The organism is Flavobacterium panacis (assembly GCF_024649945.1).
Taxonomy (GTDB): domain Bacteria; phylum Bacteroidota; class Bacteroidia; order Flavobacteriales; family Flavobacteriaceae; genus Flavobacterium; species Flavobacterium panacis.
Genome location: NZ_JANKMS010000015.1, coordinates 76928 through 93478 on the forward strand (window position 1 = coordinate 76928; position 16551 = coordinate 93478).

Consider the following 16551-nt stretch of genomic DNA (forward strand, 5'->3'; position numbering starts at 1 on the left):
TCTTCAGATTTAAATTAAAATAGTACAGCAATAAACAAGAAAAAAGTATAAAAAAGACATTCTAAAACTCAAAAAAGAAACTGATTTTTCTTTAAAGAAATCATCCAATAAAAAAGTTCAAATGACAATCAAAAGTCATAGAAAGAAAATTTGATTTGAAGAAATCATAAAATAAAAAAACAAGCCGAAGCCTGTTTTATTTTTTTGTGCTATACAAAGTTTTTATGTGTTGTTAACTATTTCTATTTGTAATCTACCATTTCAAACAATAGATCATATTTATCTCCTAATTTTTTCTTCAGTCGCTGTTTGTTTTTTTTGACAGCATCAACTGTTACACCAAGTAAATTAGACATTTCATAATAATTAAGATTTAATTTTTCCAGCATTATTATTTTAAGATTCGATTCTTTTACCTCCGGAAAATTCTCTATTATAGTATGATAAAAATCACTGTATTGGTTTATGAACTCTTTTTTAAAAGCACTCCAGTTTTCATCTGTCATAATATGCGAACTAAGCATTTGCTGAAGTTTATTTTTTTCATTTTCAGAATGCTTTGCAAAATTTTTAATTTCCTCGAGTTCCTCTTCTAAGATTGATATTTGTTTTTCTTTATTTTGAAGATTTTCAGTATAACCATCTATATCAGAACTTACATCTTTTAGTTTTTCCTCAAATAGTAAACGATCATTTTCATATTCTTCCACTGCTAGTTTTTTATTCTCCAATCGTTGAGACAAAAAGCCGTAAGCAATTGCGCTTGACAGTATCGTTGAAATTAAGATTAAAAGACTGATGTTCTTGATCCTTTCTCCTTTTTCTAATTCAGATAGGATTTTTTTGGTCTCATTTTCATATTTCTTTTTTTGAATAAGCCAGTTTGATTTTCTCAATACTGTATTACCATTTGTATGAAGCAGATATTCGTCTACTTGCTTCAGCTGTCGTCTTAATGTGAGTTCTTTTTGAAAATCTTCTCCGTTTAAAAGCGTTAGTTTTAAATCGATTATTTCTTTTAAAGAACTTCTATAATACGCTTTAGTACCGGCAATTTTACCAGCTGTTTCCAGAATTTCTTCAGCCTGTTTTTTGTCGTTCAATTTCAGGAAAATTTTTGCCAATTGTATCGAGGCATACATCTCATTTTTTTCAATTTTGAACTTTTGTGAATAGGTTATATCCTGTTTTAAAAGATTCACAGCTCTATCGACATCTCCTTTTTGATTATAAACAAGTGCTTTATCTCCTAAGATTTTTGCATATCTTATACTATCGTCCATTTTTAACGCCACAACTTCAGATCTATCAAAATAATGCATTGCATTAAGAAGGTCTTTCTTTTTGAAATAAAAGTTACCAATCGCGTTTAAAACATCTGCAGATTCTGAAGAAGTGTCTTTCATGTACTGCATTGATTTTTTTAAAAAATCTACAGCAGAATCATCTCCTATAGTCATCATGATCCATCCAAAAAATTTAAAAGTTTCTGCGGGTAGAATCAATTCCGAAGCATCAATCTGATTACTCTCTTCCATTGTTTTAAGAACAATTGGAGTCAGTTCATTAATCTGACAGTAAAAATACAGGTATTTTGAATAGTTTAATTGTGTCCAAATGACAAGACTTAAATCATTACTTTTTTCAGCCTCCTGAATAGACTTTAAATAATAATACTCACTTTTAGGATTTGTTTTATCAAAGAAAACCGAATAGCCGTTTGCCAATAACGCATCATATAAGATATTGTATTTTTTATTAGAGGATTCCTTTAAAAAATTCAATCTTTTTTTCAGTTGTACAGTATCTTTCTTTGGATTATTTTCTTTGAGTATTATAGATTCAATATGACTTACCGACTCTGTAGATGAAGAGTGTAATTTTTGAGATTGTAATTTGGTACAAAAAACAAAAGCATATAACACAAAAAAGAATCTAATTTTTTTTGTACAGAAAGTCATTTTGGAAATTGGCTAATTGAGGCGCTAAATTAAAAAAATATAGATTTTATTCTAACAAAAATTTAAGACAAAAATTTAATTTAACAATTGTTTAGTGTATTCAAAAAAATTTAAAAGATTGTACTTTTATAAATCATCTTTCCTTAAAATCAAGAATTGAAAAAACATCAGGTTAAAAAACAATAAAAGACTTAAATTAAATTATAAAAATACCCCCTAATCTATTGCCTAGCAAAATAGAAGTCCGTCCAACGAAAACTAAATAAAATTCTCTTTCGGTTTCAAACATAATAAAAAAGCTTTTGAGAAATCTCTAGCTTTTTTTATTGCTGTATTTTTAATTTAAAAATAAATTCAAGTTCAATCCTATCACTTAAAAATTCTGTAGAACAAATTCTACATTCCTTTTGATATCGTTCTACAAAACAGCCGGAGTTTTGAGAGTATTTTAGCTTTGTATTAAAAAAGAAAAACAAATACTTTAAAAACAAATTATAATTATGTATACTTGTTTTTAAAATAACAATCCAATTAAAAGTGCCCCCGAATCTCTTTTAATTATATGTTTTCTAAGTAGATAACATCGGTTTAGAACGTTTTTTTTGATAGTTTAACTTGCAAAAAACTGCTGATTCAAGACAGTAAATGCTCGTATTTCTAAAATCTAAAACACCAAATCTAAACTGACCCTACAGAACTGCATTTATTAAAATATGGCACAACGATGCTGTCGACTTAACCTAATTAAAACAATAATGAGTTTTTGTTTATTCAATACTCATTTTATTTTATCATTTTAAAATATAAATTTTGATTAGAAAACATTTAATGAGTAATGCAGTTAGTTCATTAAAACTAGAATTTAAGCATCGAAAAATAATACATTACACTTTACTGGGAGCTGTTATTTTTTTACAGATATCGGCTATCGTTTTCTGGTATTTTGAATCTGCAACTGAGTCTGAAAATGAGAAGTTATTTCATTCTGTAAAAGAGCTCAGCAGAATATCTCATTTTAAGGAGAAAATAAATGATTCCTTTATGGATTCTCAAAGAAATTTCAATGCTTTTAAGAGCACTAATGATCCGATTTCTTTTACCAAATACAACCAGTCATTAAACGATATAAGCAACCTTATTGACAGTTTAAATTTTGCTGTTAAAGACAATAAGGAATTTCAAAAAACTTTAAACCAAAAGAAGCAATCCCAACTGGATATTTTAGTCCTAAAATCCAATATTGATTCTATTTTGAAAAAACAGATCAAACCTGGAACAACTAATCTTCTAAATCTTTTCCGTTTAAACAAATTTCAGTACAAAAAAATCTTGGACAGTATCAAAACAGACACTTATTTAAAAGTTGATAGTGTCTCTCAAAAAGGTTTATTCTCAAGGCTTGGAGATGCTTTGGCTGGAAGAAGGGATATACAAAAAGAACAGTTAAAGATCATCGTTACTATGAAATATAACGATAAAGTAGTTACAGGAAGTATCGAAGACCAGATTGCTAATTTGTTTTTAACCACAAATCAATATTACGAAAATCAGTTTAAGAATCTAAAAATTTCCTTTACCAATTTAAAAGAAGAGGATTCAAAACTGACAAAATTCAACGATCAGCTCTTAAATCTTCAAACCGTTATACTTCCTGATTACTCTCAATCTGTAAACCTGCTTGAGGATCAGTACCAAAATAAGATACAGCATCAGTTCCATCACAATAAAACAGTCCGAAACTATACTCTTGTTGTTCTGATTGCCTTGATGTTTATTGTGTCACTTATACTTTTTGGTTTTACAAGAATAACTTTTGAATACGAGAAAAGATTAACAACGGCTAAGAATCAAATCAGACAGAGTCTAAATTTCAAGAATCGAATCATGGGCATGATGAGTCATGAGATCAGATCTCCTTTGAGCATTATTTCTATTTACAGTAAGATGATAGGCTCTTCAATAAAAGATCCTGAAATACAACAAACTTTTAAATCGATTCAGTTTACAACAAATTCATTGCTTTTACTATCGAGCCAGATCTTAGAATATTCTAAAGACGAAAAACATTCACTCAGATTGAAAAACAAACCCTTTGAGCTGAAAAATGAAATAAGTCAGATCATTCATTCCATGAGTTCTCTGGTCGAAACCAAGGGTAATAAAATTAAATTAAACAGCAGTCTACAGACTGCCATAGAGGTAGATTCTGATGCGGCAAAAATCCATCAGCTGTTTTATAATATCATTGGAAATGCAAACAAGTTTACCAATAACGGAATGATCAATATTGATATATATCATGAAAAACTTAACACGAATAAATTAAATTTAAAAATTGAGATCCGTGACAACGGAACTGGAATTGCGAAAAGTGATTTAAAAAACATTTTTGAACTTTATTACCAAGGCGAAATTTCTGGAAAAGTAAACGACCTTGGAGTTGGTTTAGGACTAAACCTCTGCAAAGAGATAGTTGAGCTCTTTGAAGGACAGATAAATGTAGAAAGCCAACAAGATGATGGCACCACAGTTGTTTTTAATCTGATTTTAAATTTAGCCTAAACAAGTTTTAATATCCTCGGATATTTCACAATTGCATGAGCTTGTAAAAAGTCAAACCAACAATTTGTATTATTTTAATTTATTTAAATAAGAATGAAATCATCAAACAGCTACAAATTTTTAATTGCCGATGACCACAGTGTTGTCCGACAGGGCGTTTCATTAATTATAAAAGAACTTTTCTTAAATGCTTCGATTTCTATGGCAGGAAATTTCAAAGACACCTTCAAGTTATTGAGGGAAAATGAATTTGATTTACTGATTTTAGATGTAAATTTTCCTGATGGAAACAGTTTAAGCGTTTTGTCTGAAATAAAAGCAATTCAGCCTGATTTGAAAATATTAATTTTCTCGGCATATGATGAAAATATCTATGCCATGCGCTATTTAAACGCAGGAGCTTCAGGTTATCTTAATAAAGAAACCACAGAAGATGAAATGAAGAGTGCCATTAACTCAATGATTTCATCAGGAAAATATATTACCCAGAATATTAAAGACAAGATACTGGATTCTTATATTTCCAAAAAACCAGTAAATCCACTGGATTTGTTATCAAACAGAGAAATAGAAGTAGCAAGGCTACTGATTAAAGGCTATGGCAATCTGGAAATATTAGAATTGTTGAACATAAAAAAAACTACGGTCAGCACTTATAAAAATAGGATTTTCGAAAAGCTGGAAATAGATAATCTGGCCGATTTAATTAAGCTTTTTCAATTGTATTATGATGACATCAATATGTAAATCTAAATAAATGATTGCCAGCCAACTTATAAAGTATAAAAAACAGGGATTCAAGGTCTCTGTTTTTTTTTATGCCTATACTACACCGATTTTAACATTTTTTTTCTGTCGAAACAATTCTACAACGACAAGTTATTTATTCTATAAAGTATTGATTCTATTGAAACTATTTTTGTATGGTCAATAAGTGAGAGACGCTTTGTTTTTAGAATAATTACGGAAATATAAAGAATAATATTTTTTGCTGCAAAAGACTTTTTTTGTGCGTTTTGGATTATTTGCAATACAGGTCAGTTTTAGAATTTGTAAAGTCTTGCAGCAAAATATTGTTCCCTTTTTCTTCTAAAATTAAAAGATTCAACATTCAAAATTAGATTGACAAATAGTACAAAAAGATTTCTTTTGATTTTTTCTTGCCGTATTAAGGCTAAGAATGTTATTTAAAAAAGTATGGAACTAGATTTTTACACCTCTAAAAAAAGTAATACTATAGACAACCTAAAGTCGAAACTAGTTAATGAAATAGATGATGCTTTATTTATCCTCACTGTTTCTGCAAACAATCACTATAATCTGGTTTTTGTCAACAATCCAGCTTACGAAATGTTTGAAATTTTACCGCAGGCAATCTTGTCTAATACATTATTTGCAGCATTTAATAGAATTCTTCCACAAGACAAAAAAACAGTTAGAGAGTCTTTTACTGATGCAGTTCAAAAAAAACAAAAATGGAATATAACTTTCCGTATAAAATTACCCACAAAAGGCTTATGTTGGTTTAAAATAAAAACTAAAGTAGAAACCGATAGTGAAGGCAATACATTTTTTTATGGACAAATAATCGATGTGTCAATTGACAAAGCTCAACAATCAAGACTTAAAGCTTTAGAAATACACCTGAAACTGGCTCTTGAAACTTCCAATTCAGGTATCTGGAACTGGGATATAAAGAGCAATACAATCTCTTGCTCCACGCAGGATTTAAAAATATTGGAATTAAATAATATGCATACCAATTCGCTTGAAAAATGGAAGAGTATTATTCATCCTGATGATTTTCAAAAGTATCAAAATGCTCTCAATGATCATCTTGAAAATAAAAGTCATTTTTTTGAAAACTTTCACCGTGTGCTTACATCAAGCGGGAAGTACAAATGGATTCTTAACAAAGGGAAAATAATTGAACGTGATGCTCAAGGAAAACCATTGAAAGTAATTGGTACTCACACAGATGTTTCATCTCAAAAAGAAAAAGAGCTGGAGCTAATGAAAAAAATAGAATTGTATAGTAAGAAAAACGGCAGACTTGTTAATTTTTCCCATATAGTATCACATAACTTAAATGCGCATGCGGGGAATTTTAAATTTTTACTTGATATGATTGACTTGGAAGAAAATTTTGCAGATAAGCGAGAAACAATGAAATATCTTCGAACAGTTTCTAATGACTTAAATAAAACTATAGAAGATTTATCACAAATAGTAAACATTGAAAATGACACCGATATTATTGTTAAGCCATTAAATTTAAATAAGTATGTCAATAGAACTCTTGATATTGTAAGCAGCTACAGTTATAAAAATACCGCTACAATCATCAATAATATTCCTGTGGATGCTACTATTAACTTTAATCCTGCTTACTTAGAAAGCGTATTGCAGAATTTATGTACCAATGCTGTAAAATATGCCGATCCAAATAAATTTTTGGTCATACAATTCGATTTTTTTATTGAAAACGGTAAAAAAGTCCTCACTATAAAAGATAACGGACTCGGCATCGATTTAGAGAAATATGGCCACTTATTATTTGGGATGTATAAGACTTTTCATAAGCATGAAAAAGCCAATGGTATTGGCTTATATATTACAAAAAATCAAATAGAGTCTATGAACGGAACGGTGAATGTAGAAAGTCAAGTCGGAAAAGGAACTATATTTAAAATTGCTTTTGATGATCAAAAATATTCTAATTCCGGATCCATCTAAAAAGTTTTTATAACTAACTAAAAAGGCCACATTTTCATAAAAATGAAAATGTGGCCTTTTAAATATTAGATGCTTATTAATTTAGTTAACTATTATTTTTCTAACAAAAGTAGATCCTTCACTTTCTAAATACAAATAATAAACACCTTTCGAAAATCCTGATAAATTGATGCTGTTAGTATTTGAACCATTAGTAAATTTCTCAGTTTTAACCAACTTCCCTAAGACATCGTATACACTGGCTTTTTCCAGGACAATATTTTCAATGTGTAATTCTCCTTTGGTCGGATTAGGATAAAGGGCGATTTTATCAAAAACCACATCTACGATTCCTAAAGTACAGGCTGTTTTCGAATAAATTGCGACTGCATCTTTGGCTGTCGACCAATTAGCATTGGCATAACTTGTATCATCTACCTGGATACAGGATAGTGAAGCATTCATTTTGAAATTGACATTGACCAGTTTAGTATTGTTTCCATTGCTTAAATTCAAAGAAGTCAGTTTATTATTGGAACAATTTACATCTTTTAGAAGAGTATTCTTAGAAAGATCCAAACCTACTATCTGATTGTTTGAACAACTCAATTTAACCAACGATACATTTTTAGAAACATCTAAAGCGGTCAGTTGATTGGCAACACCGTTTTCGGCATTAATTTTATTGGTGATTGTTACAATTCCATCACAATACAGTTCTGTAAGCTGGGTATTTTTAGAAACATCTAAAGTCGATAGTGGATTCTTTGAACAATCTAAATATTTAAGTCCCAGATTAGAAGACAAATCTATTGAAGTCAATAAATTTCCTTGACAGTTTAAGGTTTCCAAGTTCGAAAAATATTGGATTCCTGCTAAACTGGTAATGCCGGAATTTGAAATATCTAAACTGCTTACATTTTTTATGCTGGACAATAAAACCAAACCGTCTTTAACAGTATCAATCCCTAAAGCGATTAACTTGTCCTCAAACTCACTATTAACTTCAATAACGGCAGGGCAACTATGCGAATAACTTGCAATAGCATCTTTGGCTGTAGGCCAATTTACGGTAGAATAACTAGCATTATCAACCTGAATACAGGTTAACTCAGGGTTGTTTATAAAGTTATTGGTACTTACGAACCAAGCATTCTTTCCATTCTGCATATTTAGACTTCTCAATTTATTATTGTAACAATAAAAAGTTCCTAAGTTGATATTCTTAGAAACATCTAAAGCCGTTAATTGATTATTATAACAATCTAACTTTGTTAAACGAATATTTTTAGAAACATCTAAAACCGTTAATTGATTAGAATAACAAACTAAATATACTAAACCGGCATTCTTTGAAACATCTAAAGCCGTTAATTGATTCTGGTGACAATATAATTCTACCAAAGCAAAACTATTAGCAATATACAAACTCGTTAATTGATTATTTTCACAATGTAAAGTCTGCAAACTTCTAAAATCTTGAATTCCGGTTAAATCACTAATAGAACAGGAGGAAACATCCAAGTCGCTTAACGAATAAACGTTGGATGTTAACACTTTTCCGTCAGGAGTTCCAAAATCAATTCCTAATGAGATTAACTTTTTTTCAAAATTCACATCAGGAATAAGAGTGTATGCTGAGCAATCTCTGCTATAACTTGCAGAAGCGTCTTTATATAATTTCCAAGTGTTATTCGCATAATAATCACTATCTGCCTGAATGCATCTTAAATCAGGATTATTTTTAAAATTTTTGGTGTTGAGATATTCATTTCGTCCATTCTTCAAATTTAAACTCGTTAACTGATTCGAACTACAGTCTATATTTCTTAAAAGCGTATTCTTAGAAACATCTAAATCTGTTAATTGATTAGAATAACAATACAGTTCGGTTAGAGCAGTATTTTTAGAAACATCTAAAGTTTTTAGTTGGTTGGAATAACAATGCAATTTGGTTAAAACAGTACTTTTAGAAACATCAAAACTTATTAATTGATTATTATAACATATTAGTTCCGTAAGTGAAACGTTTTGAGATACATTTAAGCTTGTCAACTGATTGGAGTAACACTGTAAATTTGTCAAAGCGGTATTCTTAGAAACATCCAAAGCCGCTAATTGATTAGAATAACAATACAACAATGTCAGAGCTAAATTATTAGAAACATCTAAAGCCGTTAATTTGTTGGAATAGCAAGTTAATTGCACTAAAGAGGTATTCTTAGAAACATTTAAACTCGTTAATTGATTAGAATAACAATATAATCTTGTTAAAGCAATATTCTTGGACACATCTAAAGATGTTAATTGATTATCAGTACAATTTAAAAACTGTAAAGCCGAAAAATCTTCAATTCCTTTTAAATTAGTAATAGAACTACTGGAAATATCTAAAGTAGTAACCACTGCAATCTTAGCTGTCGGCACTTTTCCATCAACTGCTCCAGAATCAATTCCTAAATAGAGCAACTTCTTCTCAAAATTCACATCAGGAATAAGTGTATATTGAACAACGGCTGAGCAATCCAAACTATAACTTGCCGTAGCGTCTTTTGATTTCCAATTTGTATTAGCATAAGCCACATTATCTACCTGAATACAGCTTAAGTTATTGCCATTAAATGAACTAGTGTTTGACAACTTAGAATTATTTCCATTCTTTAAATTCAGTTCCGCTAATTGATTGGAGGAACAATCCAAGTATGTTAAAGCAGTATTCTTGGAAAAATCTAAAAACTTTAATTGATTCTCATAACAGTGTAAAGTTGTCAAAGCAGTGTTCTTTGAAACATCTAAAGTTGTTAATGCATTATGATAACAACGTAACTCTACTAAAGCAGTATTCTTGGAAACATCTATAGTCGTTAAATAATTGTCTCCAAAACTCAAGTATGTTAAAGCGGTATTCTTGGAAACATCTAAAGTCGTTAATCGATTCGTGTCACAAAGTAAAGATTTCAATGCAGTAAAATCCTGAATTCCGGTTAAATCGGCAATGAACCCCACTCCCCTAACATTTAAGGTAGTCAGGGTGTTTATTTTTGAAGTTAAAACTTTACCATCTGGTGTACCAGAATCAATTCCCTGACGGATTAGTTCTGCTTCAAAATACGCATCGGGAATCAGGGTGTATTGGGCAAAGGATGATACGCTAACAAATAAAAGTAAAAAGAGTAGTCTTAGTTTCATAGGCATTTTTTTGTTAATATTCAGTCTTCAAATGTATTGAATATTAGTTAACATATAACGTAACCTGTTAAAGAAATCAAAAAAAAATGCGCAGTTAACTCTCCAGTCAAATAACTTCCCCTTTACAAATAGTATTAGAGTGTCTAACCAAAATCAAACTAAAAAATCTAAAACTATTTAACTAATATCCAAAACCTAAATAGAATCACCATATGGATATCATTATTCCATTTGTGTATAAAATTGTACACTTCCCATTACATAAAGTACTATAATTATAAAATTTTAATAGAAAACTTATACTCTTATTATATTTAATGTATTTTTAGCCGGGGAACTGATTACTCCCCACAACTTAAAGTAAACATTTTTTGGAAGATTATGTTTATGGACAGCCCGTCACTGCTTTACTGCAGCTGACGGGTTTTATGTATAAGATGGAGTCTAAGCAGATTAAATTCATCTTCCTTATTTTATTTGAATTTAGAAATCTCCCTATATGCTGTGTGCCTGAACTCGTGGTTAAATAAAACTAAAAAAATAGATCCAAAGCAACGAACTGGCTTTCAAAACAGTGACACAAAAAAGATAAAAAAACCATAGCTAGTAAGGCATCAGTACTGTTTATAGTGTTGCAGCATGTCTGGTTTTTATCTAATTTTACAGCATGAATTACGAAGACATTAAACGCCACTTTGAGAACACTCCCCCACCAAAAGAAGTGAAATGGACCGACTGGGCCAACATTACCGATACACAACTTTTTTTAAAAAGCTGCTACATCGGCATCAGAAATTTCAACGGTACAATAGACCGATGTCCTGCTTGGTGGCACCTGAGAGATTTTTACATTCTTATAAAAAAGACTGTTCCACAGAATACCATTGAAGAAATTACAACAGAAACCATTCCTCAAGAATCTACAGCAACAAATACTGAAGAAACTGTACCAGAAAAAGTTCTTTCTGAAGTAGAAGCAACTATTTAAAACTTATTCCTGAAAATAATTATATTTCATAAAACAAACCGCCCCACTTATATACTGTGGGGCGGTTTGTTTAAACTGTATTTATCTTCTCTCAGCTAAAAGAAATTCTACTTTACTTACTGGGGTTTTGTGCCAGTCTCTTTCCATTATGTCCTTTAATAGCTTTTTAAGTCCTTGATAAAGTACTGGGTTTAACTGCATAAAAATCAGCTCCCAATTCATAACAAAGATTTATATTTTCGTCACTTCTACTAGTAGAAAGCATAATCACTTTTATAGCACTAAACGGTGATTCGCTATTTCGTATTTCTTCAAGACACTCAAAACCGTTTTTGCCTGGCATATTGATATCCAGAAAAATGATTTCGGGCAGACTTAAAGTTGTCTGATAAAGAGTATTCAGGAGCTGTTGTCCATCTTCTGATGCGTTTACTAGTATAGGTAGGCTAAGTTCTTCTATCGCATCAAGAAAAAGCATTCTGTCATCCTCATCATCATCTGCTAAATAAATAATCTTATGGGAATTCTGTTGTTGTAACATGGCCTAATAATTTATGCAGTTACAGAAGACAATAATCTAAGAATCTGCAAAAATTATATAGGTATATAAGACTTGAAAATCGATAAATAATCGAATTATATCCGTGGAGCGGTTAATAAGTCTCAAAGGTAAACATTCTTTTTAAGAACAGTGCCATTTTAATTGATAATTATGAAAAGAATAACGTTTCATACTGATTAATTTTCAAAGATTAATACGATTTGATATTATTTTCATAAAAGACATGCACTGAGCAATCATATGGACAGAATTGAACTGTAAATGTTAGAGCAACTAACGAATAACAAAGTGAGAAATTTCATAGCACAATGTAACCTACTGATCATAAGAAGAAAAAAAATTATGTCTTTTTTAATATTGTAGTATTTTTACATACATTTGAATACTACTAATATTTAACCATTATGCCAACAATTATCACTTAAAATCCTTAAAATTCACACATCAACAATCAAAAAACTAACAAAAAAATCATGAAATTCATAAAATCAAGCCTATATACTTCAGCAAAGCCTTATCAAAAAGTGCTATTCCAATTTCTACTTTAGGATTCACAATCTCCTCACTATCCAAAAAAAACAAATCACACAACAAGTGCATTTTATCCCTATTTCCCAAAAATAGAATAGAACCATAATGCCTGTTTTTCAAAAAACCACAACCGATTAATGAGACATATAATTCTAGTATTAGGCTGCTTTCTTTTTTTATCAAACACTTTACAGGCACAAATATCAGGCACAGTTAAAGGATATGTAATAGACACTACAAACAATTCTCCCTTAACGAAAGCATCAGTCTCTTTGTTAAGAGCAAAGGATTCTATTTTACTAAAATTTACCCGGGCCAGAGAAAATGGTTATTTTGAGTTGAATGATATCAAAGATGGTAAATTTATTCTACTGGTTTCCTATCCCAAATATGCTGATTTTGTCGATCAATTTTCTGTTGATTCAACAAAGCTGGTCAAAGATTATGGCAAAATCAATTTGGCCGACAAAGGCAGACTGCTGTCAGAAATAATCATAAAAGGCAATAAGGCTGCTATGAAGATTAAAGGTGATACGCTTGAATTTGATCCAAAAGCCTTTAAAATAGCCCCTAATTCAAAAGTAGAAGATCTAATAAAACAATTTCCGGGAATACAAATCGATAAAGATGGAAAAATAACTGCTCAGGGCGAAACCGTAACCAAGGTTTTGGTTGATGGAGAAGAATTTTTTGGAGACGATCCTACTTTAGTAACAAAAAACCTACGTGCCGATATGGTTGACAAGGTACAGCTCTATGACAAAAAAAGCGATCAGGCTGCTTTTACCGGAATAGATGACGGACAAAAAACCAAAACACTGAATGTCAAGCTTAAGGAAGACAAAAAAAATGGATATTTTGGAAAAACAGAACTTGGAGTAGGAACTGATGGTTTTTATAATGGACAAGCGATGTTCAATAAGTTTTGGGACAAGAAAAAAATAGCTGCTTACGGTATTTTAGGCAACACGGGACAAGTTGGATTGGGATGGGGTGATAAAGATAAATATGGCCAAAGCGGTTACCAAATAACGGATGATGGCGGTATCAATATAACAAATAACGGAAACGATGAATTGGATAGCTGGGATGGCCAATTTAATGGTGAAGGAATTCCTATTACAAAAACCGGCGGTATACACTTTGACAATAAATGGAATAAGGATAAAGAGTCCATAAATGTAAATTACAAGATTGGCGATATCAATCTTTCAGGAACCCGTAATGACATCAATCAACAAAATTTAGACTCCAGCAGTATTTATAATACCTCAGACAAGAGTTTTGAAAAAAACATGCTGAAAAACAAACTTGATCTAACCTATGAGATTAAAATCGACAGCACACTCACTTTGAAATTAAACGCAGATGGACTACTGAAAAACAGTAATTCAACTGAAGAAGAAATCCGCAAAGGTACCGACGGCAACGGCAGTCCATTAAATAATCTAAAGCAAACAACTCAAAACGAAGTTGACGATAAAGCACTTAATATAAACACTTTATTAACCAAAAAACTAAAAAAAGCAGGACGTACCTTATCATTAAACCTAAACCAATCCAGTACGGAAAGTAAAAGTAACGGTTACCTGAATTCGAAAGCTGAATTTTACACGACGTCAGTAATCAACCCTGATAATATCGAAGTTGTCGATCAAAATAAAGTAAACAATATCAGCACTACGGCTTTTAAATCAAATTTAATCTATACCGAACCCTTATCCAAATACCTGACTCTTGTTCTAAACTATGGCTACAACATAAGCAACGGAAAATCTGATCGCAAATCTTTTAATAAGTCTCCAGATGGCAATTACAATGTCCTTGATTCAGTCTTCAGTAATAACTATGAATTGGACCAGACAATAAACCAACTTGGTGCGATATTTAACTACAAAAAAAACAAAACCACCTTCTCTGCTGGTTCCAGATTCAGCGACGTAAACTTTAAACAGTACAATATTTACACCGACACCAATTTCAATCGGAAATTTGTGAACTACATGCCCCAGGCAAACTATCTGTATAATTTCAAACAAAGGGAATTTTTGCGCCTATCCTATAACGGAAACACTGAACAGCCAGCATTAGAACAACTACAGCCAATTCGAAACAATCAAAATCAATTGAATACAATTATTGGTAATCCTAATCTAGATCCCTCTTTTAAAAATAATTTCAGAGGCAGCTATTTTTCATACAAAGTTCTCAGCAACCAATATTTTTCGATTAACAGTTCGTATACCTTTACTCTAAATCCAATAATAAGCAATGTCGCTACAAATGATAGAGGCGAAAGCGTATCACAATTTGTAAACCTAAAAGACAAAGCAGCAACAAGTTTTTATTTCAATAGTAATTTCGGAAAAACAATTAAAGCATTAGACATCTCGGCAGGTATCGGCTTGAGCACCAATAATACTGTAAACTATAATTACATCAATACACAGCTAAATCAGACCAAAAATTCAAGTTACTCCATAAATGCAACCTTATCTAAATATAAAGATAAAAAGTATGATTTCAACGCCAGTTTCGGTCCCACCTACAATGTAGCAAATGCAAGTATAAACAAAGACAGCAACAGCAGCGGCTGGGGTTTTTCTGGTAATTTCTGGAGTAATTTAAAATTACCAGGCAAACTGGAAATAACTACTGATGGCAGCTACCAGTACAACGGAAAAACCGAAGTGATTCAAGAAACCTTTGAGCGTTTTATATGGAATGCAACCATAAGTAAAAAGTTCTTCAAAACCGATAATTTAAGGGTTTCCGTCACGGGAAAGGATCTATTAAACCAAAATGTAGGATTTAATCGTTCTGCATATAATGGAAACATCAACCAAAGTACCTATACCACGATCAAAAGATATTTTATGTTCTCCGTAAGCTGGGATTTCAGTAAAATGGGCGGCGGAGAAATTAAAGCAAACTAATTATGAAAACAAAACCAAAATACATCCTATCACTAGTGCTTCTATTAACGGGGCTCAATATTTTTGCCCAAAACAATCACTTTATTGAAAATGGCGTAATCGAATTTGAAAAAAAATCAAATACGTATGCTTTGATTTCAAAAAAAATAAAAGGGGAAACGGACAGTTATTATCAATCGGCTTTTGAAAGCTACAAAAAAAACAATCCACAATTTAAAACCACAAAAAGCACACTCAGCTTTTCAAAAAACAAAAGTTTATATAAATGGGATCAAGCCAATGAATCTAAAAACAACGACAGTTGGATAGCAGATGATGCATTGGCTAACTTAAAAAATACTATCGCCACAGATCTGGATACCCAAACCAGCATTACCCAAAAAAACATTTACGATGATTTATACCTGGTTAAAGATAGTCTACGCAAAATTGACTGGAAAATTACCGATGAAACCAGAGAAATTGCGGGTTACGAATGCCGCAGGGCAAATGCTATAATTATCGATTCTGTTTATGTAGTTGCCTATTACACCATTCAAATTCCATTCTCAGGCGGCCCCGAATCTTTTACAGGCCTTCCTGGAACAATCTTAGGTTTGGCTCTGCCACACGAAAATATGACATGGTTTGCCACAAAAGTTACTGAAATGCCAGTACCCGAAAAAGATTTAGCCTCTCCAGTAAAAGGGAAGCCTACTGATAATAAAGAATTAAACAAAACTCTTTTGGAAGCTTTAAAAAATTGGGGGAAATGGGCAAGAAAAGCATTACTAGCCTACTCCTTGTAAAATTATTCTCCACTTTCTTCTGTTCGAGATTTTTGTAATACGTAAGGAATAATTCATAGTCTCTTACCTGAATCTACAGCTGAAACAAGATTACAAATAACGATGCAATACGTCTTAGAGACAATTATTACAAGAATACAACTCTACTTCAATAAACATTGTTAAATCAGTTTTATAAAAACACCCCACTTACAAAGCAAAAAAATACGTATAAACACCTATAAAAAAATCAGTTATACTCATTAACTTTAAGCACCTTCTTATTATTTGAGTGTTCACGTTACAAACGCCATAAACACTGAGTTTTTTGATCATTTCT

At 31.2% G+C, this 16551-nt stretch carries 9 protein-coding genes; 6 read left to right on the forward strand and 3 right to left on the reverse strand.

Annotation, left to right across the window (positions count from 1 at the left end):
• Nucleotides 1-242: 242 nt before the first annotated feature.
• Nucleotides 243-1961 carry a tetratricopeptide repeat protein gene (locus NQQ59_RS23450; protein ID WP_144212062.1) on the reverse strand — a complete coding sequence of 573 codons (1719 nt, stop codon included), beginning with the start codon at nucleotides 1959-1961 and terminating at the stop codon, nucleotides 243-245.
• An 828-nt stretch (nucleotides 1962-2789) separates the two neighbouring features.
• On the opposite strand from NQQ59_RS23450, the gene NQQ59_RS23455 reads away from it, so the two are divergent.
• The 3 genes from NQQ59_RS23455 to NQQ59_RS23465 all read left to right on the forward strand — a co-directional run bounded on the left by NQQ59_RS23455 (nucleotide 2790) and on the right by NQQ59_RS23465 (nucleotide 7259).
• A complete protein-coding gene (locus NQQ59_RS23455; RefSeq protein WP_144212060.1) occupies nucleotides 2790-4523 on the forward strand; it encodes a sensor histidine kinase in 1734 nt (577 codons plus the stop codon).
• Between the two features lie 93 nt (nucleotides 4524-4616).
• Nucleotides 4617-5270 carry a response regulator gene (locus tag NQQ59_RS23460; RefSeq protein WP_144212058.1) on the forward strand — a complete coding sequence of 218 codons (654 nt, stop codon included), beginning with the start codon at nucleotides 4617-4619 and terminating at the stop codon, nucleotides 5268-5270.
• 450 nt (nucleotides 5271-5720) lie between these two features.
• The gene (locus tag NQQ59_RS23465; protein WP_144212056.1) at nucleotides 5721-7259 is read left to right on the forward strand and encodes a PAS domain-containing sensor histidine kinase; all 1539 of its coding nucleotides are present in this window, start codon (nucleotides 5721-5723) and stop codon (nucleotides 7257-7259) included.
• Between the two features lie 81 nt (nucleotides 7260-7340).
• Here the strand turns inward: NQQ59_RS23465 and NQQ59_RS23470 are convergent, their stop codons facing one another.
• A complete protein-coding gene (locus NQQ59_RS23470; RefSeq protein ID WP_186296532.1) occupies nucleotides 7341-10427 on the reverse strand; it encodes a T9SS type A sorting domain-containing protein in 3087 nt (1028 codons plus the stop codon).
• 667 nt (nucleotides 10428-11094) lie between these two features.
• Between NQQ59_RS23470 and NQQ59_RS23475 the strand changes: the two genes are divergently transcribed.
• Nucleotides 11095-11415 (forward strand): DUF6965 family protein, encoded by a 321-nt coding sequence (locus NQQ59_RS23475; protein ID WP_144212052.1) that lies wholly within the window; start codon nucleotides 11095-11097, stop codon nucleotides 11413-11415.
• A 166-nt stretch (nucleotides 11416-11581) separates the two neighbouring features.
• On the opposite strand, the gene NQQ59_RS23480 is transcribed toward NQQ59_RS23475, so the two are convergent.
• Entirely contained in the window at nucleotides 11582-11956 is a 375-nt protein-coding gene (locus NQQ59_RS23480) for a response regulator (protein WP_257698452.1), read from the reverse strand.
• 689 nt (nucleotides 11957-12645) lie between these two features.
• Between NQQ59_RS23480 and NQQ59_RS23485 the strand changes: the two genes are divergently transcribed.
• On the forward strand, nucleotides 12646-15444 hold the full coding sequence (locus NQQ59_RS23485) for an outer membrane beta-barrel family protein (protein ID WP_144212051.1): 2799 nt from the start codon (nucleotides 12646-12648) through the stop codon (nucleotides 15442-15444).
• A 2-nt stretch (nucleotides 15445-15446) separates the two neighbouring features.
• Nucleotides 15447-16232, forward strand: a complete 786-nt coding sequence (locus NQQ59_RS23490) for a GLPGLI family protein (RefSeq protein ID WP_144212049.1) — start codon at nucleotides 15447-15449, stop codon at nucleotides 16230-16232.
• Nucleotides 16233-16551 lie beyond the last annotated feature (319 nt).

Bases quoted from the DNA above. Each gene is read 5' to 3' on its own strand.
- NQQ59_RS23480 (WP_257698452.1), bottom strand. From the start codon at position 11,956: ATGTTACAACAACAGAATTCCCATAAGATTATTTATTTAGCAGATGAT.
- NQQ59_RS23490 (WP_144212049.1), top strand. From the start codon at position 15,447: ATGAAAACAAAACCAAAATACATCCTATCACTAGTGCTTCTATTAACG.
- NQQ59_RS23450 (WP_144212062.1), bottom strand. From the start codon at position 1,961: ATGACTTTCTGTACAAAAAAAATTAGATTCTTTTTTGTGTTATATGCT.
- NQQ59_RS23455 (WP_144212060.1), top strand. From the start codon at position 2,790: ATGAGTAATGCAGTTAGTTCATTAAAACTAGAATTTAAGCATCGAAAA.
- NQQ59_RS23460 (WP_144212058.1), top strand. From the start codon at position 4,617: ATGAAATCATCAAACAGCTACAAATTTTTAATTGCCGATGACCACAGT.
- NQQ59_RS23465 (WP_144212056.1), top strand. From the start codon at position 5,721: ATGGAACTAGATTTTTACACCTCTAAAAAAAGTAATACTATAGACAAC.
- NQQ59_RS23485 (WP_144212051.1), top strand. From the start codon at position 12,646: ATGAGACATATAATTCTAGTATTAGGCTGCTTTCTTTTTTTATCAAAC.
- NQQ59_RS23475 (WP_144212052.1), top strand. From the start codon at position 11,095: ATGAATTACGAAGACATTAAACGCCACTTTGAGAACACTCCCCCACCA.
- NQQ59_RS23470 (WP_186296532.1), bottom strand. From the start codon at position 10,427: ATGAAACTAAGACTACTCTTTTTACTTTTATTTGTTAGCGTATCATCC.